21 protein-coding genes are annotated in these 20,140 nt (G+C 70.3%); 9 read left to right on the top strand and 12 right to left on the bottom strand.

The annotated features are described in order from the left end of the window. Positions 1-11 precede the first annotated feature (11 nt). The gene (locus GN153_RS08855) at positions 12-581 is read left to right on the top strand and encodes an NUDIX hydrolase (protein WP_159901797.1); all 570 of its coding nucleotides are present in this window, start codon (positions 12-14) and stop codon (positions 579-581) included. Between the two features lie 21 nt (positions 582-602). Here GN153_RS08855 and GN153_RS17495 read toward each other — a convergent pair whose 3' ends face one another. Both GN153_RS17495 and GN153_RS08865 read right to left on the bottom strand, forming a co-directional pair. Further along, positions 603-962, bottom strand: coding sequence for a hypothetical protein (locus GN153_RS17495; protein ID WP_201287834.1), 360 nt, complete (start codon positions 960-962; stop codon positions 603-605). Then, entirely contained in the window at positions 962-2,002 is a 1,041-nt protein-coding gene (locus GN153_RS08865; protein ID WP_159901799.1) for a zinc-binding dehydrogenase, read from the bottom strand. Before GN153_RS08865 ends, GN153_RS17495 begins: the two co-directional genes overlap by 1 nt. 139 nt (positions 2,003-2,141) lie before the next feature. Between GN153_RS08865 and GN153_RS08870 the strand changes: the two genes are divergently transcribed. The 4 genes from GN153_RS08870 (at position 2,142) to GN153_RS08885 (ending at position 5,022) form a co-directional block, all read left to right on the top strand. Further along, positions 2,142-2,546 (top strand): hypothetical protein, encoded by a 405-nt coding sequence (locus tag GN153_RS08870; RefSeq protein WP_159901801.1) that lies wholly within the window; start codon positions 2,142-2,144, stop codon positions 2,544-2,546. Beyond that, the gene (locus GN153_RS08875; protein WP_159901803.1) at positions 2,543-3,517 is read left to right on the top strand and encodes a hypothetical protein; all 975 of its coding nucleotides are present in this window, start codon (positions 2,543-2,545) and stop codon (positions 3,515-3,517) included. The genes GN153_RS08870 and GN153_RS08875 overlap by 4 nt, the downstream gene beginning before the upstream one ends. Positions 3,518-3,548: 31 nt before the next feature. Further along, complete coding sequence (locus GN153_RS08880; RefSeq protein ID WP_159901805.1) at positions 3,549-4,247, top strand: molybdopterin-binding protein; 699 nt, start codon at positions 3,549-3,551, stop codon at positions 4,245-4,247. A 64-nt stretch (positions 4,248-4,311) separates the two neighbouring features. Then, on the top strand, positions 4,312-5,022 hold the full coding sequence (locus GN153_RS08885; protein ID WP_159901807.1) for an MBL fold metallo-hydrolase: 711 nt from the start codon (positions 4,312-4,314) through the stop codon (positions 5,020-5,022). A gap of 12 nt (positions 5,023-5,034) precedes the next feature. On the opposite strand, the gene GN153_RS08890 is transcribed toward GN153_RS08885, so the two are convergent. The 4 genes from GN153_RS08890 to GN153_RS08905 all read right to left on the bottom strand — a co-directional run bounded on the left by GN153_RS08890 (position 5,035) and on the right by GN153_RS08905 (position 8,708). Next, positions 5,035-5,346 (bottom strand): DUF7126 family protein, encoded by a 312-nt coding sequence (locus GN153_RS08890; protein ID WP_159901809.1) that lies wholly within the window; start codon positions 5,344-5,346, stop codon positions 5,035-5,037. Positions 5,347-5,401: 55 nt separating this feature from the next. Beyond that, entirely contained in the window at positions 5,402-6,319 is a 918-nt protein-coding gene (gene guaA, locus GN153_RS08895) for a glutamine-hydrolyzing GMP synthase (protein WP_159901811.1), read from the bottom strand. After that, positions 6,319-7,965, bottom strand: coding sequence for a CTP synthase (locus GN153_RS08900; protein ID WP_159901813.1), 1,647 nt, complete (start codon positions 7,963-7,965; stop codon positions 6,319-6,321). The genes guaA and GN153_RS08900 overlap by 1 nt, the downstream gene beginning before the upstream one ends. Positions 7,966-8,078: 113 nt before the next feature. Continuing rightward, on the bottom strand, positions 8,079-8,708 hold the full coding sequence (locus GN153_RS08905; RefSeq protein WP_159901815.1) for an alpha/beta hydrolase: 630 nt from the start codon (positions 8,706-8,708) through the stop codon (positions 8,079-8,081). A 52-nt stretch (positions 8,709-8,760) separates the two neighbouring features. On the opposite strand from GN153_RS08905, the gene GN153_RS08910 reads away from it, so the two are divergent. Continuing rightward, positions 8,761-9,630: a PspA/IM30 family protein gene (locus GN153_RS08910; protein ID WP_159901817.1), complete on the top strand. Its 870-nt coding sequence runs from the start codon at positions 8,761-8,763 to the stop codon at positions 9,628-9,630. A 59-nt stretch (positions 9,631-9,689) separates the two neighbouring features. Here GN153_RS08910 and GN153_RS08915 read toward each other — a convergent pair whose 3' ends face one another. From GN153_RS08915 to GN153_RS17500, 3 genes are all read right to left on the bottom strand, one after another. Further along, a complete protein-coding gene (locus GN153_RS08915) occupies positions 9,690-11,645 on the bottom strand; it encodes an SLC13 family permease (protein WP_159901819.1) in 1,956 nt (651 codons plus the stop codon). A 43-nt stretch (positions 11,646-11,688) separates the two neighbouring features. After that, positions 11,689-12,162 (bottom strand): hypothetical protein, encoded by a 474-nt coding sequence (locus tag GN153_RS08920; RefSeq protein WP_159901821.1) that lies wholly within the window; start codon positions 12,160-12,162, stop codon positions 11,689-11,691. Positions 12,163-12,338: 176 nt separating this feature from the next. Beyond that, positions 12,339-13,943 (bottom strand): hypothetical protein, encoded by a 1,605-nt coding sequence (locus GN153_RS17500; RefSeq protein ID WP_201287835.1) that lies wholly within the window; start codon positions 13,941-13,943, stop codon positions 12,339-12,341. Positions 13,944-14,210: 267 nt separating this feature from the next. On the opposite strand from GN153_RS17500, the gene GN153_RS08930 reads away from it, so the two are divergent. Continuing rightward, on the top strand, positions 14,211-16,052 hold the full coding sequence (locus tag GN153_RS08930) for a threonine--tRNA ligase (RefSeq protein ID WP_159901823.1): 1,842 nt from the start codon (positions 14,211-14,213) through the stop codon (positions 16,050-16,052). A gap of 70 nt (positions 16,053-16,122) precedes the next feature. Further along, positions 16,123-16,548: a universal stress protein gene (locus tag GN153_RS08935; RefSeq protein ID WP_159901825.1), complete on the top strand. Its 426-nt coding sequence runs from the start codon at positions 16,123-16,125 to the stop codon at positions 16,546-16,548. A gap of 36 nt (positions 16,549-16,584) precedes the next feature. Here the strand turns inward: GN153_RS08935 and GN153_RS08940 are convergent, their stop codons facing one another. From GN153_RS08940 to GN153_RS08950, 3 genes are all read right to left on the bottom strand, one after another. Beyond that, the gene (locus tag GN153_RS08940) at positions 16,585-17,310 is read right to left on the bottom strand and encodes an SOS response-associated peptidase (RefSeq protein WP_159901827.1); all 726 of its coding nucleotides are present in this window, start codon (positions 17,308-17,310) and stop codon (positions 16,585-16,587) included. A 304-nt stretch (positions 17,311-17,614) separates the two neighbouring features. After that, a complete protein-coding gene (locus GN153_RS08945; RefSeq protein ID WP_201287836.1) occupies positions 17,615-18,919 on the bottom strand; it encodes a hypothetical protein in 1,305 nt (434 codons plus the stop codon). A gap of 135 nt (positions 18,920-19,054) precedes the next feature. Then, entirely contained in the window at positions 19,055-19,546 is a 492-nt protein-coding gene (locus tag GN153_RS08950) for a hypothetical protein (RefSeq protein ID WP_159901829.1), read from the bottom strand. Between the two features lie 133 nt (positions 19,547-19,679). Between GN153_RS08950 and GN153_RS08955 the strand changes: the two genes are divergently transcribed. After that, positions 19,680-20,099 carry a hypothetical protein gene (locus tag GN153_RS08955; protein WP_159901831.1) on the top strand — a complete coding sequence of 140 codons (420 nt, stop codon included), beginning with the start codon at positions 19,680-19,682 and terminating at the stop codon, positions 20,097-20,099. Positions 20,100-20,140: the final 41 nt, after the last annotated feature.

The following is a 20,140-nucleotide window of genomic DNA, read 5'->3' on the forward strand; positions in this document are numbered from 1 at the left end:
TGAGTGGGCCAATGACTGTCGAGGAGCCCGCCGGCGGCCGGACACACGCGAACGCCGGCGAGGACGTCATCGCCGTCGACGCCGACGACAACCCGCAGGGGCTGGTCAACAGGCTGGACGCCCACACCGGGGAAGGGATCCGCCACCGCGCGTTCACCACCCTGCTGTTCGACGGCGAGGGGCGGATCCTGCTCGCACAGCGCAGCCCGGACAAGCGGCTGTGGGACACCTACTGGGACGGGACGGTCGCCTCCCACCCCGTCGACGGCCAGACGCAGGTCGAGGCCGCCGAGCAGCGCCTGGAGGAAGAACTCGGCGTCACCCCCGAACAGTACGACGACCTCCGGGTCACCGACCGCTTCGAGTACAAGCGCTACTACCTCGACGAGGGCGTCGAACACGAGGTGTGTGCGGTGCTCCGGGCCACCCTCTCGGATACCGTGTTGGACCCCGATGATTCGGAGGTCGCGGGGCTGATGTGGGTGCCCTACGAGCGCCTGCACCGCAACCCCCGGTGGTACCGCCAGCTCCGCCTGTGCCCGTGGTTCGAGATCGCGATGCGCCGGGACGTCCGGGACTGAAACCGGCTGCTTTTCCGGCGGCTACGTCCGCGACTTCACCGCCGCCCACACCGCCACTGCGCCGAGCAGGAACGCGGGGATCAGCGGCAAGACGAGGTAGGCGTCCCGCAGCGTCAGCCCGAGCGATTCGATGAACCCCCGGGCCTGCGGGAGATAGAGGATCGCGGCCGGAACGACCAGAAAGCAAACCAGGATGACGCCGACCAGCAGCCAGCCCCGCCAGTCAAAGCCCGACTCGCTGGGCGGGGCCTGGTGTGGCCGCACGCCCTCCGGGTCGTGGATGTACGGCTCCTCCTCCCGACCCGAGCCGTCGTCGGCGCCGGGGTTGCCGGGAGTCCCGCCGGGCTCGACCGTCGGTGCGTCGGCGCCCTCGTCGGCCATCAGTACTCGCTGTCGGGCACCACGACGACCTTGCCGAAGCCCTCGCGCTCCTCGATCATCTCGTGGGCGCGGGCGGCCTCGCTCATCGGCAGCGTGTCCCGGATGCGGGGCTCGAAGGCCCCCTCCCAGACCAGTTCGAGGACGTCGTCGACCTCGCCGGGGGTACCCATCGTCGACCCGATGACCTCGAGCTGGTTCCAGAAGATCCGGTTGAGGTCGGTCTCGGGGTTGCCGCCGGTGGTCGCCCCGCAGGTGAGCACGCGCCCGCCCTTCGCGAGGCTGGCCAGCGAGTCCTGCCAGGTCTGGGCGCCGATGTGGTCGACCACGACGTCGACCCCGCGGCCACCGGTCGCGTCGCGGATGGCGCTCGCGAAGTTCTCCTCCTCGTAGTTGATGGTGTGGTCTGCACCGACCTCCGCGGCGTAGTCGAGTTTCTCCTGGGTGGACGCCGTGGCGTAGACCTCCGCGCCGACGTAATCGGCGATCTGGACGGCGGCGTGGCCGACCCCGCCGCTCGCGCCCAGCACCAGCACTTTCTCGCCGGGACTGACGTCGCCCCGCGAGAGCATCATCCGCCAGGCGGTCTGGAAGACCAGCGGCGCGGCCGCGGCGGTTTCCCAGTCGACGTGCTCGGGGACCGGGACGAGATTTTCAGCGGGGACCGCGGCGAGTTCGGAGTGGACGCCGCGGGTGTGCTCGCCCAGGATCTGGAAGCGCTTGCACAGCGTGGTCTCCCCGTGCCGGCAGAACTCACACTCCCCGCAGTAGAGGCCGGAGGCGACCGCGACGCCGTCGCCCTCCTCGAAGCGCCCGACGTCGGCGCCGACCTCCTGGACGACACCCGCGGCGTCGCTGCCGGGGATATGCGGCATCTCGACGTTGATCGTCGGCAGTCCCCGCCGGGTCCAGATGTCGAGGTGGTTCAGGGCGCCGGCCTTCACGTCGACCAGCACCTCGTCGTCGTCGACCTCGGGGTCCGGAAACTCGCCGTACTCGATGACGTCCCTGTCGCCGTGCTCGGTGAACTGAACTGCCTGCATACCCGGGAGGTAGGGTGGCCCGTGAAAAACACTGACGGTGGCCGTCGGGTGGGGGTCGGTGTGACCGGCGGGCCGGCGCCTCCGACTCCGTCGCATGCCGGGAGACAGAGATTTGCCCCGCCGCCCCGTTCCCCCGGGCATGCGGCGACGTGCCCTGCCCGCCCTGCTCGCTGTGCTCGTCGCGCTGAGTGGCTGTACGGCACTCCTCCCCGCCTCGCATCCCCCCGCCGGGCTGGCCGAGGAGCCGCCGCGGGTGCTCTGTGACGCGACCTGGACCGACGGCGAGGTCACTATCACGGTCGCGGCCGGCCACGCGGTCACCGCCGACTGGGCACTGAACCTCTCGGTCGCCGGGACCGCGGAGGGGACGACCCTGTGGGCCTCGACGGTCGCGCCCGGGGCTGCCCGGGGCTCGTATCCGGTCGAACCCGGCGACAGCCTCACAGTCCCGGTCGAGGCGGACCGGGACCGCGTCCGGGTGACCGTCGCCTCGCCCCGGACGGCCACGACCCTGTGTACGCTCTACCGAGGTGGTGGCGGATGAGTGACGAGGCCGGTGCCGACGGGGGAGCGGACAGCGGCGGGCGGCTCGGACCGCTGCGTACGAGCGCGGCCTTCGTCCGGGCCCACTGGGCGGTCCTGCTCGCCGTCGCAGTCCTCGCCCTCGCGCCGGCGGTCCCCTGGGTGCTGGTCGCCGACGTCCACCGCTCGGTTCCCTGGGACCCGGTCGATACCGACCGTTCCGGACCGGCCGTGATGGAGGACGTGACCGACCAGCTCCGCGAGGTCGACCACCGCCGGGTCTCGCGGGTGTACCTGCTCGAGAACGGGACCCGCACTCCCTACGCAACCTACGAGACGGTCCGGGAGTTCAGTCGCTACCAGTACGTCGCCACGCTCGTGCGCTGGCGGGGGATGCCCGACGACTCCGCGCTGTTCGCCGACCGCTTTCGCGCCGAGGTGTCCGTCGACGGGCCGGTCCAGGTGGTCCAGTACGCCGACGACAGCCTCGTCGCGCAGGGCTACCGGTTCAGCCCTGACCCCAGCCTGCTCCCCGAAGAGCCCGTCGGGAACCGCTCTGTGACGCTCCCGCCGGGCGCCGCGGGTGTCTCCTGGAACCGGACGAACACCCTCGGCCCCAACGAGAGTCTGGCCGGCCTCTACCGCCCCTACTTCTCGCCGCGGGGCGGCGGCTGGGCGGTTCGCTCGCGCAACGACTCCGCGGTCGTCGTCGGCATCGACGACCCCGAGGCGGTCTTCGCGACCGTCCCGATGAAAGCGCAGGCAGTCCACTCAGGCACGCGAGTCCGGGCCGTTCTCGACGCCGAGACGGGGCGCCCCGAGCGGGTCGTCGAGCACCGCGTGGTCACCCAGCGCGTCGACGGCGAGTTCCGGCGGCGCCACTACCTGGTCGTCACCCGCTTCTCGGCGTGGGGGCGTGCCGACGCCCGGGAGCCGGACTGGGTCGGCGACGGCGACCTCGACAGGCTGGTCGAGGACCTGCTGTACTACTGAGTTTTTGTACCTCCGCATCCCAGGCCACCCTATGGTCGACTTCCAGTCCCGCGACACGCGCCGCACCCTCGGCGAGGGCGAGGACGAAGGCGAGGACGAAGCGGGTGCCGGGACAGCCGACGCGGAGGGCGAGACAGCACCGGACAGCGGGGCGGTAGACCCGGACAGCGAGACGGACACAGCCACGGCCACGGATTCTGCAATCGAGGGCGGCGAGGAGACTTCCGACGCCGTTCCGGTCCCTGAGGAGATGACGTACGCGCTCGTGACGGTCGGCTCGCCGACGGGTGACATCGACCCCGCGGACGCCGCGGTCCCGGCGCTGGACGGGACCGAGGCGCGCGTCGTCACCCGCCGCAGCGTCGAGACCTCCCTCGACGCCGTCCAGTCGACCGTCGGCGACCTGGTCGACCGCCCGGAGGTCGCCGCGGTCGTCACCTTCGGCGGCGTCGGCGTGGGCCCCGGCGACGTGACCCCTGGGGCCGTCGAGCCCCTGTTCGACAAGCGCATGGACGGCTTCGGCGAACTCTATCGCGTCCTCGCCCACGAGCGGGAGGGGACGGCCGTCGTCCGCGCGCGAGTGACCGCCGGCCTCGTGGGGGACGTCCCCGTCTTCTGTCTGCCCGGCGACCCCGACGCCGCGCGCCACGGCGTCGAGGGGCTCGTACTGGCCGAGGCCGAAGCCATCGCCGAAGAGGCAACCGGCGGCGACTCGCCCGAAGACGTCTGAACCGTCGGGCCCGCCGCTGTTCCGGGTCCCGCCCCTTTTGCCCGCTCGGCCCCAACGAGGAGGTATGGTGACGACCCTGACCGACGACGTCTGGTGGGTCGACTTGCAGGGGACCAACGCCTTCCTGGTCGACGACGGCGCGCTGACGCTCGTCGACGCCGGGATGCCCTGGCACAGCTCCCGGCTGGCCCGGGCCATCTCGCAGGTCGGCAGCGTCGGCGACATCGAGCGGGTCCTCGTCACGCACTTCGACATCGACCACGTCGGCGGACTCGGGCGCCTCGGCGGGCTCGACGCCACCGTCTACGTCGGAGCCGGGGACGCCCCCTACCTGCGCGGCGACGAGCGCCCGCCCTGGAGCAACCGGAAGGGCGTGCTCCAGCGGGCGCTGGACCTGACGCGCTCGACGCCGGACCTGCCCGTCGAGGCCGTCGAGGACGGCGAAACCGTCGGCTCCTTCACCGCCTACCACACGCCCGGCCACACGCCGGGTCACACCGCCTTCGTCAGCGAGGAACTCTCGGTGGGCTTGCTCGGTGACCTCGTCGTCGAGTCCGACGGTCGGTACGAGCTCCCCCCGTGGTATCTCAACTACGACGGGGACCGGGCCCGCGAGAGCCTCGTGGACTTCGCCGACCGGGCCGGTGACTTCGCTGTGGCCTGCCAGGGTCACGGTACCCCCTTCGTCGACCGCGGGTCCGAACGCGTCGCCGACGCCGCGCGGCGAGCCGGGGAGAGCGGGAGCGGCACCGACGCGACCGGAACGCGCGCGTAGACCGGGAGCCGGCTAAAGCTCGGCGGCGACCGCGTCCGGGCCCAGCAGTTCCGGGTCGACGACGAGGTCGGCCTGTCCGCGGGCGAAGTCCGGAAGCGATTCGGTGTCGTAGACGACCACCTTCAGGCCCTCGTTGAGGTCGAGCGCGACGGGGATCGAGGTCGCCTGCCGGACCTCGGTCAACACGTAGGCACCGGCCTCGAGCACGCCGGCCTCCTCCAGGGCCGGCCGGTTGGCCACGTCGACCCGCGCGACCTCGTGTCCCTCCGCTTCGATGGCGGCCGCGATGTCGCGCTCGTCGGGCCCGGCGACGATAACTCTCATGGCAGACGCCAGGGAGTGCTACCGGATAGGTGTCCCGCTCTCGGTATCCTCACGGTCATTCGTACTCGATGGTCGCGGGCGGCTTGTGGGTCACGTCGTAGAGCACGCGGGAGACGTTCTCGTTTTCCCCGGTGATGCGGGACTGGATGCGCTGGAGGGTGTCCCAGTCGACCTCCTGGGCGCGGGCGGTCATCCCGTCCCGCGATTCCACGGAGCGGACGGCGACCACCCAGCCGTGGACCCGGTTGTCCCCCTTGACGCCCGTCGCCTTCCCGATGACCGCCGCCAGGGCCTGCCAGGGGTCGTGGTCGGCGAGTTCCTCCTCGACGACGTGGTTTGCCTCCCGCGCGACGGCGAGTTTCTCCTCGGTCACCTCGCCGAGGATCCGGACAGCGAGGCCGGGCCCGGGGAACGGCATCCGCTCGCTGATGAGTTCCTCCAGGTCGAGCGCGCGGGCCACCTCCCGGACCTCGTCCTTGTAGAGATCCCGCATCGGTTCGACGATCCCCTCGAAGTCGACGACCTCGGGCAGGCCGCCGACGTTGTGGTGGCTCTTGATGGTGCCCTCGCTCTCGATGCGGTCGGGGTAGATGGTCCCCTGGACGAGGTAGTCGGCGCCGACCTCCCCGGCGACGGCCTCGAACTCGCGGATGAACTGCTCGCCGATGGCGTGGCGTTTCTCCTCGGGGTCGGTGACGCCCTCCAGCGCCCCCAGAAAGCGGTCTTTGGCGTCGATTATCCGCAGCGAGTCCATGTACTCGAAGGTCTCCCGGATCTGGTCGGTCTCGCCTTTCCGCATCAGCCCGGTGTCGACGTAGACGGGCGTGAGCTGGTCGCCGACAGCCTCGTAGGCCAGCGCGGCGGCCGTCGAGGAGTCGACGCCCCCCGAGAGGGCGATGACCGCGTTCCTGTCGCCGACTGCCTCGGCGATCTCGGCTTTCGCTTCAGGAATAAAGGAGTCGACGTCGACCATCAGTCGTCACCCCCCACGCGGGCGGGTTGCTCGGCAGTGACGATGGCATCGAGAAAGCCTACAAATGGCGGGCTCGCCCGCGTCGGCCGCGAGCGGAATTCGGGGTGGAACTGCGTCCCCAGGAAGTAGGGGTGGTCGGGCAGCTCCAGCACCTCCATCCGGTTGCCCGACGTGCCCGAGAACACCATCCCCGCCGCCTCCAGGTCGGGGATGTACTCGGGGTTGACCTCGTAGCGGTGGCGGTGTCGCTCGGTACAGGTGCTCGCGCCGTACAGCTCGCGGGCCAGCGTCCCCGCCTGCAGGTCGGTCTCGTGGGCGCCCAGCCGCATCGTCCCGCCCATGTCCTCGGTCTCCTTCTGTTCGGGCAGGAGGTCGATGACGGGGTGGGGCGTGTCCTCGTCGAGTTCCGCGGAGTGGGCGCCCTCCAGGCCCAGGACGTTGCGGGCGAACTCGACGACGGAGAGCTGGAAGCCGAGACACAGCCCGAGCAGGGGGACGTCCTGTTCCCGGCAGTAGCGGATGGCCTCGACCTTCCCCTCGGTTCCTCGCGAGCCGAAGCCGCCGGGGATGACGACGCCGTCGACGCCGTCGAGCTGGCCGTCGTGGCCGTCGGCCAGGTCCTCGGAGTGGACCCACTGGCGGTCGACGTCGACCCGCTTTTCCAGGCCGGCGTGTTTCAGCGACTCGTGGATCGAGATGTAGGCGTCCTCCAGGCCGTACTTGCCGACCAGCGCGACCTCGACTTCCCCCTCGGACTCGCGGGTGACAGTCTCCCGCCAGGTGGTGTCGCGCTGTCCCTCGGGGAGTGCCTCCCCGGCCAGGCCGAGGTGGTCCATCACGTACTCGTCCAGCCCCTCGTCCTCGACGACCAGCGGGACCCGGTAGATGTCCTCGACGTCGGGGTTCGAGAAGACGGCGCCGGTGGGGACGTCACAGAACAGGGCGATTTTCTCGCGGGTCTCCTCCTCGAGGGGGTCCTCACACCGGCCGACGAGGATGTCCGGCTGGAGGCCGATCGAGCGCAGCTCCTTCACGCTGTGCTGGGTGGGTTTGGTCTTCTGCTCGCCGTTTTTCGAGTAGGGGACGAGCGTGACGTGGGTGAAGAGAATATCGTCGTCGTCCTCCTCGTGGGCGAACTGGCGCAGGGCTTCGAGGTAGGGCATCCCCTCGATGTCGCCGACCGTCCCTCCAACTTCGACGATGCAGACGTCGGAGCCCTCCGCTGCTTCGCGGATGCGCCGTTTGATGTCGTCGGTGATGTGGGGGATGATCTGGACCGTCCGGCCGAGATAGTCACCAGCACGCTCTTTCTCGATGACCTCCCGGTAGACCTTCCCGGTGGTGACGTTGTGGTCGAAGGTCATGTCGATGTCCAGAAAGCGCTCGTAGTTGCCCAGGTCCAGGTCGACCTCGCCCCCGTCCTTGAGGACGTACACCTCGCCGTGCTGGAAGGGGTTCATCGTCCCCGCGTCCACGTTGAGGTAGGGGTCGATCTTGACGGCGGTGACGTCGAAGCCGGCGTTGGCGAGCAGCCGGCCCGTGCTGGCGGCCGTGATGCCCTTGCCGAGCCCCGACATCACGCCCCCCGTGACGAAAACGAACTTCCGGCCCAGACTCGGGTCGTAGCCCGTCTGCTCCGTTGGCATACTGACGGTGTGCCGGGCGTCGCCTAATGCGTTACGGACCCGCCGGCGTTTGTGACCGACCGCCAAACTCCGGCGCCCTCGCCACCCCAGTCCTGCCCTCCGCCTCAGACCGGTCAGCGTTCCGTTTCCGGTCCGAGCGCGGCGGCCAGAAACTCCGCGACCTGCCGGGCCACCCGGTCCTGTTGTCCCACGAAGAAGTGGTCCGCGGGCACGCCCGTCACGCTCGCGTCGCGCTCGCGGGCGCGCTCGACGACCGGCTCCCAGTCGACAGTGCCGTCGCGCTCGCCGTAGACGACCTGCAGCGGCGAGGTGACCCGGTCGACGGCCTCGACAGTGGACTCCCCCCCGGAGGACGCGGGCGGCGCGAGGACCGACGTGGCGACAGGGGCCGTCCCCGCCTCGCACTCCTCGGCCGCCGCGAGCAGGCCCACGCCGGCCCCGAAGCTGTAGCCGAACAGTCCCGCGCGGTCGGAGCGCTCGCGCGCCCACGACAGGGCCTCGCGGACGTCCCGGCGCTCGGCGCGGCCCTCGTCGTAGGGGCCGTAGTCGACCCGCAGGCAGGCAACGTGGCGCTCGCAGAGCTCCTCCCCGAGCGCCCGGAGCCGTCCGTCCCGGCGGTCCCCGCCCATCTGCGGGTGTGGCGGGCACGCGACGACGACGGCGTCGGTATTCCCCCTCTCCGGTGTGTCCAGTGTCGCCTTCAGCTCCCGTGCTCCCTGTATCCGCAGCCGCTCGGAGTTCATGGCCCCCCTACGTGTGTCGGAATTTTAAGTCTCGCCGCCGCCAAACGGGTGTATGGGAATACTCTCGCGTGCGTCCTACGTCATCAGGTCGAAACTCAACGCCCTGGTGAACAGGGCGGAGGACCCGACCCAGACGCTCGACTACTCCTACGAGCAGCTCCGCGACGAACTCCAGGACGTCAAACAGGGGATCGCCGACCTCACCACCCAGAAGAAGCGGCTGGAGATCCAGAAACGGCGCCTCGAGGACAACGTCGAGCGCCACAACGAACAGGCTCGCGAGGCGGTCCGCCAGGACCGCGACGACCTCGCACGGCGGGCGCTGGAGAAAAAAAAGCAGAAGATGAGCCAGATCGAGCAGCTCGAGGCCCAGATCGGGGACCTGGAGCGCAACCAGGACGACCTCGTCGAGAAGAAAGAGCAGCTCCAGCAGCGCATCGAGGAGTTCCGCACGCGCAAGGAGACGATGAAGGCCCGTTACGAGGCCGCCGAGGCCAACGCCCGCGTCTCGGAGGCGATCACCGGCGCCGGCGACGAGATGGACGAAGTCACCCGGACAATCGAGCGCGCCGAAGAGCGCACCGAGGAGATGGAGGCCCGGGCCGCGGCGCTTGATGAACTCCGGGAGACCGGGGCGCTCGAGGACGGCGTCTCCGAGAAGAGCAAGCTCGACCACGAGCTCGAAGAGCTCTCGGAGCAGAGCGGGGCCGAGCGGGAACTGGAGACGCTGAAAGCCGAGATGGCCGACGACGAGGAGGACGTCGAGGCCGAGACGGAACCCGCCGGAGGCACCGAGCCCGCCGGGACCGGCTCTGGGGCCGGAGCCGACGTCGACCCGGAGGACGTCGACGCCGAGGTCCCCGACGTCGACGAGGCCGAGGTCGACGCCGAGCTCGAGCAGCTGAAAGAGGAAGAGACCTGACAGGAGGGAACGGTACGGCCCGGAACGGCAGGCGAGAGGTCTTCGGAGTCAGGGACGGCTCAGACGCCGTACAACAGGGCGATAGTGGCCGTGGAGACGACCGCGAGCAGCGCAACGAGCGGGAGGCCGACCCGGGTGTAGTCGGTGAAGCGGTAGCCGCCGGGCCCGTAGACCATCAGGTTGGTCTGGTAGCCGATGGGGGAGATGTAGGCGGCGCTGGCGCCGAAAAGCACCGAGAGCACGAACGGCAGGGCCGACGCGCCGATGGTGGCCGCGGTGTCGACCGCGACCGGCCCGAGCAACACGACCGTCGCCACGGGCGTGACGACCGACGCCGCCCCGGCGGCGAGCAGGTAGACGGCCCCCAGCGCCGCAACTGGCGGGAGCCCCCCGGTCAGACCGCCGATGGCCTCGCCGAGGACCGCCGCGCCGCCGGTGCGCTGGAGCGCAACCCCCAGCGGGAGGATGCCCGCCAGGAGGAAGACCACGTTCCAGCTGACCGCGTCGTAGGCCTCGTTGGCGTTCAGACAGCCGGTTACGACCATGGCGACCACCCCGCCCAGTGCGGTCACCGGGATGGCGAGCGGCGTCGCCGCCGCGAGTAGGACCGCCCCGAGCAGGATGCCGACCGACAGTGGGGCACGCAGGCCGACCCCGTCGCCGGTGTCACTCGAGCCGTCGGCATCGCCGGGGCCGGCATCGAGGTCGGCGGCAAGGCCGGCGGCTCTGTCGGCGTCGGCTATCGTATCGGCTGCCGCGTCAGAGCGGTCGCTGACGGGGATCACGTCGCCCTCCTCGCGGAGGAAATCGACCGAGGGTTCGGTCGTCCGGAGCAACAGCGTGTCGCCGGTCTCGATGGGGCGGTCCGCGAGGTCAGCGGTGGTCACCGTCCCGCCGCGCCGGAGCGCGAGCACCTGGGTGCGGAATCGCTCGGCCAGGCGGGCCTCCGTCGGCGTCGTGCCGACCAGCCCCGAGGACGGCGGGACGACCACCTCCGTCAGGATCCCGGGGTGGGCCCCTTCGAGGTCCTCGCTCTCGACCCGCTCGCGCGGGAGCTGGCGGAGGTCGTAGGCCTCCGCGAAACGGTTGACCTCCTGCCGGCTGGCCCGGACGGTGAGTACGTCGCCCGCGGCGACCCGCTGGCCGCTGCCCGCGATGTAGCTGTCGGTGACCGTCCGGGACCGCAGCCCCTCCTCGTTGTCCTCGACGACACGCTCGCGCCGGCGGTCGACCTGGAGGACGTCGAGGTCGAAGTCGAAACCCAGCGTCTCGTCGAGGTAGAGTTCCGTCGGGGTCCGGCCGACCAGCGGCGAGCCCTCCCGGACCCGGACCTGCGCGAGCCGCCGGCCGAGCCCGTAGCTCTCGACCACGTCGGCCCGCGGGGCGCGGCGGGCGGGGGTCAGCCGGTAGCCGACCGTCAGGAGGTATGCCAGGCCGGCGACGAGCACGACCACGCCGACGGGGGTGATCTCGAACATACCGAGCGGGCGGCCGACGGCCTCGCGGAGCACGTCGCTGGCGAGCAGGTTGATCGACGAGCCCACGAGCGTCAGCGTCCCCCCGAGCATCGCGGCGAAGGAGAGCGGCAACAGGAACTTCGAGGGAGAGACGTGGATGTCGTCGGCCAGCCCGGTCACCACCGGGACGAAGACCGCGACCACGGGCGTGTTGTTGACGAGGCCGGCGAACACGCCAGTCGAGGCGGTGGTCGCACCGAGCAGGCGGCGCTCGCTGCCCCGTGTGAAGCGGGCGAGCCGGCCGCCGAGCCAGCCGACGACACCAGTCCGTTCGAGCCCGCTGCTGAGGATGTACATCGCGACGATGGTGACCACGGCCGGGCTGGCGAAGCCGGCGATAGCCTCGGTGGCCGGCACCTGCGTGAGCGGCTCCAGCACGGCCAGCGAGACCAGCACACCGATCGCGGTGATATCCGGCGGGACCGGTTCGAGGACGAACAGCACAACGGCGACGCCGACCAGCGCGAAGACGACGAGCGCCCCGGTCGGGAGTGCCATACGGAGCGTGTGCCCGGGGCGCGCAAAGGGGTTGTGGTGACACTCACCGCAGCGACGCGACGGTCTCGCGCAGCCGGTCGACCGCCGCCGCCGTCTTCGGGCCGGCCGCGCGCCAGTAGACCGCCCCGTCGCGGTCGACGAGGACGGCGTGGACCCGGGATTCGGTGTCGATGTCGAGCGCGCGGCGGAGGACGCGCTTGTCGGTGTAGACGGTGACCGTCCGGTCGCGGGCATCGGCGTCGGCGACCCCGGCGCGCATGCCGCCGTCGATGAACCGCCGGGCCGGGGCGTACAGCCGGGAGATGACGGGCAGCTCGTAGTAGCGCACGCCCTCGAACTCCGCCTCGACGGCCGCGGCGGCCGGCAGCCAGCTGTCCACCTCGGCCTGCTGGCGCCGGCGGAAGGCGACGAACACGAGGTTCAGCGGCGCGCCAAAATCCCCCGGCAGCTCGAGCGTCCGGCCGGTGAGCGTCTCGCCGGTGACTGTCGGGAACCGGGGTTCGGTTCGGACTGTCATGGGTGTACTACGCTGCTTCCCCTCAAAACCATTCGTCCGGTGCGCAGGCGAGTGGTAAGCCGCCACGGAAGGAGAGAGCCCATCAGCCATGAAGGACAGCGCGGTCGCGCGGGACCGAGGGAGACTCACGGAGGGAGCGCCCGGGGTGGGCAGGCAGCCTGCGAACGCGACGCTCGCTATCGGTAGCGCCCGAACAGGATACCAGCGCCAGCCACCGCCAGGAAGGCCACGAGCGTGCCAGCCGAGAGAGTCCACCCCCGGCCCGCTTCGGCCGCTTCATCGGTCGGTGTTCCCCGCTGTTGCTCGTAGCTCTCACTGACCGTGAGCCGACCGACTGTCGTCCCCTCGACTGCGACGGTACCTGGTCTTGCCTCGAACTCGAGTGGGACGGTCCGGCGCTCGCCGGGCTGGACCGTGACGGTCCGTTCGGCTACTCGAACGCCGTCGACGGTCACAGCAAGCGTCTTGAATCCGGGTCTGTCACCGTGGTTGACCACCGTCGCGATGACATTCGTCGTCCGGCCGGACCGGACCCAGTCGGCCAGTCCACCGACGTCGACGACCGACACCGCGGACGCGTTCCGTGGCGTTGCGGCTGTCGTCGACGTCGGGGTCGAAATCCCGGCCTCAGGCGCAGAGTCGCTCAGCGTCGGCGCCGAAGCTGGCGCTGGCGTCGCCTCCGAGCCCGGAGCCGCCGGTGTTGTCGGTGGTTGGGTCGGCGTCGGTGCGGGTGTCGATGCTGAGGTCGGGGGCGGTGTCGGCGTTGGTGTTGGCGTCGGTGGTGGGGTCGCGGTCGGTGTCGGCGTTGGTGTTGGCGTCGGTGGTGGGGCCGCGGTCGGTGTCGGCGTCGGTGCGGGGGTTGACGTCTGTGTAGGGGTCGGTGCTGGCGTCGTGCTCGGCGTTGGTGTTGGCGTCGACGTCGGTGCTGGGGTCGGCGTCGGTGCTGGAGTTGCGGTCGGTGCTGGGGTTGACGTCTGTGTAGGGATCGGCGTCGGTGTCGGTGCTGGGGTCGGCGTTCGAGTTGTCGTCGGTGCCGTCACCCTCGCTGGCGTTTCCTCTGAAGGGGCGCCGTCTGAACCTTCACCTTTTCTTTTGTTTTCAGTATCCGGCTCGCCCTCCCCGGTGTCGTCCCGGGCATCAGCATCACTGCCCCGGTCAGCGCCGTTCTCGGCGGTCCTGTCCTCGCCACTGTCAGTATCGCTCTCGTCGCGACGGTCCCGGTCGGTCTCGTCGTGGCTGTCCTGTCCGGTGTCCTCAGTACCCGCGTCGGGGTCGTTCTCCCGCTTGTTACGGTCGGGATCTTTTCGGGGCGTATCGTCGCTGTGCTCGTCGGCGTCTTCACCATCCTCATCCTGCCCGGTGTTCTCCTCTTCCTCTTCCTCTTCCTCTTCCTCTTCCTCTTCCTCTTCCTCTTCCTCTTCCTCTTCCTCTTCCTCTTCCTCTTCCTCTTCCTCTTCCTCTTCCTCTTCCTCTTCCTCTTCCTCTTCCTCTTCCTCTTCCTCTTCCTCTTCCTCTTCCTCTTCCTCTTCCTCTTCCTCTTCCTCTTCCTCTTCCTCTTCCTCTTCCTCTTCCTCTTCCTCTTCCTCTTCCTCTTCCTCTTCCTTTTCGGCGTCGTCCATCTGCAAAGTGAGGTCTGTGCCCGTGGTTGCCACCGTCGACAGCTGTGTCCCAGTCACTGACGGACTACCAGTCGCATCGGGCCCTCCACCAAACGCCGCAGGTGGGCCGGCCAGCATCCCGACAGCCAGAACCAAGAGAACGCCGACGGCGAGAAGCCTCATGCTCGACGGGACGGAGTCGTAAGCCAATTGTTACGAGTTCCCAATGTTCGGTAAGTGTGTCGTACCCGGGAACGCCTGCGGACAACTCCCCGATGCAGCAGGGGAGGGCTAAGGAGACGCGGCGGCCTGCAGGAAGACGGTACCGTCCGAGACCAGCTGACCGTTCGAGTACGACACCCAGTGCGCCGCCGGAGCGTCCCCGGCGCCGGCGAGAGGGCAGACCTCCCATCCGGCACGCTTTTTACCGGCCATCGGGTTTGGTGGGGTATGCGACTGCTGTTCATTCACTCCGACCATCTGGAGTTCGAGGCCCGCGAGGAGGTCTCAGAGGACCTCGCCGAGCGGGAGGGCGTCCCGCTGGAGGGACGGATGGAGGAGTGTGTCACCGTCTTCATCAGCGTCGAGTCCGACGACGAGGAGAACCTCGATGGGGTGGTCGAGAACGCCCTGGCGGAGATCGACGACGTGACCGGCCAGCTCAACACCGACCGGGTCGTCCTCTACCCGTACGCCCACCTCAGCGACGACCTGGCGAGCCCCGACTCGGCCACGACCGTCATGCAGAATCTGGAGGCGGCGATGAGCGAGGAGTACGAGGTTCTCCGGGCGCCCTTCGGCTGGTACAAGTCCTTCGAGGTCTCCTGCAAGGGTCACCCGCTCTCGGAGCTCTCCCGACACGTCGCCGCCCACCGCGACGAGGAAGGGGAGGACGAACCGGACCGCGAACCCAGCGACTGGCTGGTCATGCGTCCCGACGGCACGACGGCCGACGCCCTCGACGCGAAAGCCGAGACGAGCCCTGACATGCGGGCCTTCATCGAGGACGAGGTCGAGGACGTCACGGCCAGCCCCGGCGAGGAGCCCCCGCACATCGAGCTGATGCGCGAGAAGGAGCTCGTGGGCTACGACGAACTCTCCGACGTCGGGAACCTCCGCTTTTACCCGCGCGGGAAGCTCATCCGGGACGCCCTGATGGACTACGTCGACGACCTCGTCGTCGACTACGGCGGGATGCCCGTCGAGACCCCGATCATGTACGACCTAGGCGCCCGGTCGATCAACGAACACGCCGGGAAGTTCGGGGAGCGGCAGTACCGCTTCGAGTCCGGCGACCGCCGGATGATGCTGCGGTTTGCCGCGTGTTTCGGCCAGTTCTCGATCATGCGCGACATGCACATCTCGGTCAACGACCTCCCCCTCCGGGTCTACGAGATGTCGACCTACTCCTTCCGGCGCGAACAGCAGGGGGAGGTCGCGGGGCTCAAGCGCCTGCGCGCGTTCACGATGCCGGACATGCACACCGCGACGAAGGACATGGACCAGGCCCGCGAGGAGCTGATGGCCCAGGCCAAGCTCGCCCTCCAGACCTCCGAGGACCTCGACATCAACTACGAGCCCGCAATCCGGATGACCCGGGAGTTCTACGAGGACAACGAGGCCTGGGTGCAGGAGGTCGTCGACGAGCTCGGCAAGCCCGCGCTGCTGGAAGTCATCCCCGAACGGCACCACTACTGGTCGGCGAAGATCGACTTCGCGGCCATCGACAGCCTGGGCCGGCCCATCGAGAACCCGACGGTCCAGATCGACGTCGAGAGCGCCGAGCGCTTCGACATCGAATACATGGACAGCGAGGGCGCCCACAACCCCCCGATCCTCCACTACTCCCCCTCCGGCGGCATCGAGCGCGTGATGGCCGCCCTGCTCGAGGAGACCGCGGACATGGACACCCCACAGCTCCCCACCTGGCTCTCGCCGACGCAGGTCCGCTTCATTCCCGTGAACCCCGACGAACACCTCGAGTACTGTGACGAGCTCGCCGACCACCTCGAAGAGGCCGAGGTTCGGGTGGACATCGACGAACGCGACGAGTCCGTCGGCAAGCGGATCGCCGGCGCCGAGACCGACTGGGTACCCTACTACATCGTCGTCGGCAACGACGAGATCGAGAGCGACCGGATGGGCGTCAACGTCCGCATCGCCGACGAGGAGCGCGAGATGACCCTGGCCGAACTCGAGGAGACCGTCCGCGAGGACGTGGCCGACCTCCCCCAGCGCTCGCGGTACCTCCCGCGGTACGTCTCGAAGCACCCCTCCTTCACCGGCGGGTAGGACCGCCGGGGCGGCACCCCACCCCGGGTTACCGGTAGGCTCTTTGTGCCCCCCGCTATCACGTCGCGGTATGTACGACGACATTCTCGTGCCGACCGACGGGAGCTCCGGCACCGCCGAGGTACTGGACCACGCGCTGGCCATCGCGGAGGAGGGGACGACGGTCCACGGGCTCTACGTCGTCGACAAACGGCACATCATGGCGGCCGACGAGGGCTCGAAGGAGGAAGTGCGGCGGTCGCTGCAGGAGGAAGGCGAGCGCGCGCTCGACGACGTGGCGGTGACAGTCGAGGACGCCGGGCTGACCGCCAGGACGGTCTGCGAGGAGGGGATCCCACACCGGACCGTCGTCGAGTACGCCCAGGACAGCGGCATCGACCTCGTCGTGATGGGAACCCACGGCCGGACCGGGCGACAGGGCGTCGAGGCGCTGGGGAGCACGACCGAGCGCGTCGTCGAGAACGGCTCCGTTCCGGTGCTGGTGGTCAATATCTGACGGGTCTACCCGGTCCCGGAGTTCGGAACCGGCCCGTCACTCCGACAGCGGCTCCGTCACCGCCGGGGTGTCGTTGCTCGGGTCGTTGACCGCCTCCGAGACGGGATAGGCCCGCATCTCGCCGTCGTAGGGTTCGAGGAGGTCGGCGGCCTCCCCGGCGGGCGCGCGCAGCCACTCGCGCTCGCGGCCCTCGGGGAGGACCACGGCCATCCGGTGGTGCAACTCTGCGACGGTCGCGTTGGGCTCGGTCGTGACGATAGTGAAGGTCTCCACGGGGTCGGGTCCGCCGGGGTCGCCGGGTCCGTCGCCGCCCGCGTCCGCGCCGAAGTCGGCCAGCCCAGTCTGCTCGGTCGCGGGCTCGAAGGGCGTCCACAGGCCCGCCATCGCGAAGGGGCGCTCGTCGGCCAGCGTCACCCGGTAGGGCTGTTTGCCGCCCTCCTCCTCGACCCACTCGTAGAAGCCGTCGGCGAGGACGAGACACCGGCCGCCCTCCTCCCGGCGGAAGGCGTCCCGGAAGCTGGGCTTGTCGGCGACGGTCTCCGCGCGGGCGTTGATGAAGCCGCCGTCGTCGCGGCTGTCGGCCCACGACGGGACCAGCCCCCACTCCATGGTCCGGACCTCGCCGTCGCGGTCGTCGCCGATGACCGGGAGGGACTGTCGCGGGGCCGCGTTGTAGCGTGGCTGGAACTCCTCGCGGAAGATGGCGTCGAACCGCCGTTCGACGACCTCCGGCGGCGCGAACAGGCTATAGCGCCCGCACATACCGGCGAGTGGGGCGCCACCGGCATAAGTCGCCCGCGACTCGGGGCAGTAGTGTTTATTTTAGCAGGATTACCGGTCAGTACAGCAAGAAAGCCCCGACCTGTTCGACTCGGGGGGCTCGCTGCGGTCCTCGCCTCCCGTCGGTCGGCTGCGGTCCTTGCGTCGCCCGCCGTCGTCGAACAGGTCGCCCCTTTCAGTCCCGCCCGATTCGGCTGTCTAGGCCGGGCGGGACTGAAAGGGGCCGGCGGCTTTCTTGCTGGTCTCAGTACCACTGGCAACGCGACTGCGTAACGAAACACGACCCTCAAAGCCGGTGGCCGCAGGCGCAGTTGCCCAGACAGTAGGTCGTCCCGCTGTCGCCGTGGCGGAAGGCCAGCCGCCGCAGCGCCTGCGCCGGCTCCGACGCCGCGCTCTCGGCGGGTCGGACGGTCGCCGCTGTGGCTCCGTAGGGTCGGGGGCCGACCGCCAGCCGCGCCGTCACCTCGCCGGCCGCGTGGTCGATAACCGCCACTTCGTCTTCGGTCTGGACGGGGACGTACAGGCGCTCGCGGTCGGGGCCCCAGGTCCCGACGAACGCCGACCCCCCGAGGTCGATCCGGTCGCGGACCTCGCCAGCGGCCAGGTCGAGAACGGTCACGTCGTTCGACCCGGGCGTGAAGACGTAGCCGGTCTCGGAGTCGGGGCCGACCTCGCTGGTCAGCGGCCGCTCGCCGAGGCCGTCCTCGGCGGTCAGCCTGACCCGCTCGCGGGGTTCGAGGGGGTCGCTGACGTCCCAGATGCTCTCGGTACCGGTCGCTCCCTCGTCGTGCTCGACGAGCAGCGTCTCCCCGTCCCAGGCGGCGGTCCCCATCCACGGCGCGGCCGGGCCGCTCCCGGCCGGCGACACCTCGACCTGCCCGGCTATCTCGAAGGCCTCGACGTCGATGACGGTCAGCGTGTCCCCGAAGAGGTCGGGGACGTAGGCCACCTCGCCGTCGGGGTGGACCGTCACGTCGCAGGGGCCGGGCCCCTCGTTTCGCCCGCGGCCACCCTCGGGCGTCCGGTCGATCTCGCCGGTCACCTCGCCGAAGCGCTCCGAGTCGGGGTCGACATCGACGCGGTACTGGGTGTGGGCCGGCTCCCGGGCGCTGACGAGGAGGTGGGCGCCGTCGGGCGTCCGTTCGAGCCAGTTGGCGCCCGAGCCGGTTCCGACCCGGGTCGCCTCCGAGAGCGAGTCGGCGGCCAGCGCCCGGACCCCGCGGTCGGCGTTGATCCAGAGGTGCTCGTCGGGGCTGTCGACGAGCCGCGGGGAGAACTGGTTCGAGGGGAACGACGAGGTCACGCCGGCGGCCCGCGTCCCGACGACCTCGTCGGTTTCGGCGTCGACCACGCTGACGCTGCCGTCCCCGGTGTTGAACACGAACACCGTCGGCGCGCCCTCGACGGCTCCGGGGGTCCCGGCGTCGTCCCCGGACGCGCAGCCGGCCGTCGCGACGGCGCCGGCCGCGGCCGTCGCGCCCAACAGCCCCCGGCGCGAGATAGGGGCGGCGTCGTCGCCGTCGGGGTCGTCGCTGGCGTCGGAGCCGTCGCCAGCGTTCGGGTAGAGTACCGGGTGGTCGGCGTCTGTCACGGGCTGTGTTGGGGTCGCCGTCGTATAGAGGCACCGCCGGCGGGCGCGACAGTCGGGCGAGCGCGTGGCTGTTCCGGCACGGCACGACGAGGGTGGCGGGCCCCCGCACTCGCGGTGAGAGGTCCCTCCCGACGGCTACCCGACGAGCCACACCAGCGCCGGGAACAGGGCCGCGACGCTCGCCACGTAGACCGCCGCGGAGACGAGCCACTCCCGCCGGACCTGCGGGACGCGCCCCGGAGCGACGGTCCCGTACCGCGGGAGCACGAAGTAGGAGAAGAAGGCGACCATCACAGGTAGCTGGACGAGCGCGGCGACGGCGAGCGCGAGTACCGGGATGCCGGCGACCGCGGGGCCGGGCGCGCCGAGGGTCGCCGCGAGCAGCGTCAGCGCCGTGAAGGTGAGGCCGGCGGCGGTTCCGGAGCCGTAGTGGACGGCGAGGGCGACACGACGGGATGCGTCGGCAGTGTCCGACCCCGTCAGCGCGCCGGCGGCGACGAACGGGGGCGTCATTCCCTCGGCGAGCAGGGCGCGCATCGGGACGTCCATGACCAGCGTCGCGAGCAGGCCGGCGGTCGCACCGACGAGCGCAAGCCCCGGCACCGACAGCGACGGCGGGAGCGTCATGGCGAGGTCTCGGGCGCGGACCCACTACAAGCCCGTGCATCGTAGTCGGCGGCGGATGGGCCGGCCCCCCGACTCGCCGCGAGCGGGCGTGTCGCCCACGGGACTAAGAGGGAAGCCGCCCTACCCGACGGTGATGGCCGGCGACCCGGCAGCGAGCGATGGGGCTGGGGACGACGACCCCGGGAACGGCTTCGAGATCCCCGTCCGCCCCGAGCGGCGCTACCCGTACGACGAGGGAGTTACCTACGAGGGGTCGACGGTCTTCCGGCTGACCCCGTCGGCCGACCACGGGGATGCTGCACTGGTCGCCCTCGTCGAGGCGGTCCTGGATGCGGGGCCGTACCGCTTCGGGGACTACTACGACCTGCCGATGCCGGTGTACCTCGTCCGGGACGAGGGGACGGGTGACGTCTTCCGGGTCTCGGTCCGGGACGGCCGCGTCGGGCTGCACGTCCTCCCCGAGACCGAGCCGGCGGGGCTACGGGCCTTCTACGAGCGCCTCGTCGGACGGGGCGATACGGAGTGGCGGGTCGACTGCCGGACCGAGCGTTGAGCCGAGGACAGGGAGGGTGCCCGGAGTAACGGGGCCCCAAA

The organism is Salinirussus salinus (assembly GCF_009831455.1).
GTDB lineage: Archaea > Halobacteriota > Halobacteria > Halobacteriales > Haloarculaceae > Salinirussus > Salinirussus salinus.

What these genes read in the sequence shown, in the direction of transcription:
- GN153_RS08855 (WP_159901797.1), top strand. Translation starts at nt 12, where the DNA reads ATGACTGTCGAGGAGCCCGCCGGCGGCCGGACACACGCGAACGCCGGC.
- GN153_RS17495 (WP_201287834.1), bottom strand. Translation starts at nt 962, where the DNA reads ATGGCCGACGAGGGCGCCGACGCACCGACGGTCGAGCCCGGCGGGACT.
- GN153_RS08865 (WP_159901799.1), bottom strand. Translation starts at nt 2,002, where the DNA reads ATGCAGGCAGTTCAGTTCACCGAGCACGGCGACAGGGACGTCATCGAG.
- GN153_RS08870 (WP_159901801.1), top strand. Translation starts at nt 2,142, where the DNA reads ATGCGGCGACGTGCCCTGCCCGCCCTGCTCGCTGTGCTCGTCGCGCTG.
- GN153_RS08875 (WP_159901803.1), top strand. Translation starts at nt 2,543, where the DNA reads ATGAGTGACGAGGCCGGTGCCGACGGGGGAGCGGACAGCGGCGGGCGG.
- GN153_RS08880 (WP_159901805.1), top strand. Translation starts at nt 3,549, where the DNA reads ATGGTCGACTTCCAGTCCCGCGACACGCGCCGCACCCTCGGCGAGGGC.
- GN153_RS08885 (WP_159901807.1), top strand. Translation starts at nt 4,312, where the DNA reads ATGGTGACGACCCTGACCGACGACGTCTGGTGGGTCGACTTGCAGGGG.
- GN153_RS08890 (WP_159901809.1), bottom strand. Translation starts at nt 5,346, where the DNA reads ATGAGAGTTATCGTCGCCGGGCCCGACGAGCGCGACATCGCGGCCGCC.
- guaA (WP_159901811.1), bottom strand. Translation starts at nt 6,319, where the DNA reads ATGGTCGACGTCGACTCCTTTATTCCTGAAGCGAAAGCCGAGATCGCC.
- GN153_RS08900 (WP_159901813.1), bottom strand. Translation starts at nt 7,965, where the DNA reads ATGCCAACGGAGCAGACGGGCTACGACCCGAGTCTGGGCCGGAAGTTC.
- GN153_RS08905 (WP_159901815.1), bottom strand. Translation starts at nt 8,708, where the DNA reads ATGAACTCCGAGCGGCTGCGGATACAGGGAGCACGGGAGCTGAAGGCG.
- GN153_RS08910 (WP_159901817.1), top strand. Translation starts at nt 8,761, where the DNA reads ATGGGAATACTCTCGCGTGCGTCCTACGTCATCAGGTCGAAACTCAAC.
- GN153_RS08915 (WP_159901819.1), bottom strand. Translation starts at nt 11,645, where the DNA reads ATGGCACTCCCGACCGGGGCGCTCGTCGTCTTCGCGCTGGTCGGCGTC.
- GN153_RS08920 (WP_159901821.1), bottom strand. Translation starts at nt 12,162, where the DNA reads ATGACAGTCCGAACCGAACCCCGGTTCCCGACAGTCACCGGCGAGACG.
- GN153_RS17500 (WP_201287835.1), bottom strand. Translation starts at nt 13,943, where the DNA reads ATGAGGCTTCTCGCCGTCGGCGTTCTCTTGGTTCTGGCTGTCGGGATG.
- GN153_RS08930 (WP_159901823.1), top strand. Translation starts at nt 14,211, where the DNA reads ATGCGACTGCTGTTCATTCACTCCGACCATCTGGAGTTCGAGGCCCGC.
- GN153_RS08935 (WP_159901825.1), top strand. Translation starts at nt 16,123, where the DNA reads ATGTACGACGACATTCTCGTGCCGACCGACGGGAGCTCCGGCACCGCC.
- GN153_RS08940 (WP_159901827.1), bottom strand. Translation starts at nt 17,310, where the DNA reads ATGTGCGGGCGCTATAGCCTGTTCGCGCCGCCGGAGGTCGTCGAACGG.
- GN153_RS08950 (WP_159901829.1), bottom strand. Translation starts at nt 19,546, where the DNA reads ATGACGCTCCCGCCGTCGCTGTCGGTGCCGGGGCTTGCGCTCGTCGGT.
- GN153_RS08955 (WP_159901831.1), top strand. Translation starts at nt 19,680, where the DNA reads ATGGCCGGCGACCCGGCAGCGAGCGATGGGGCTGGGGACGACGACCCC.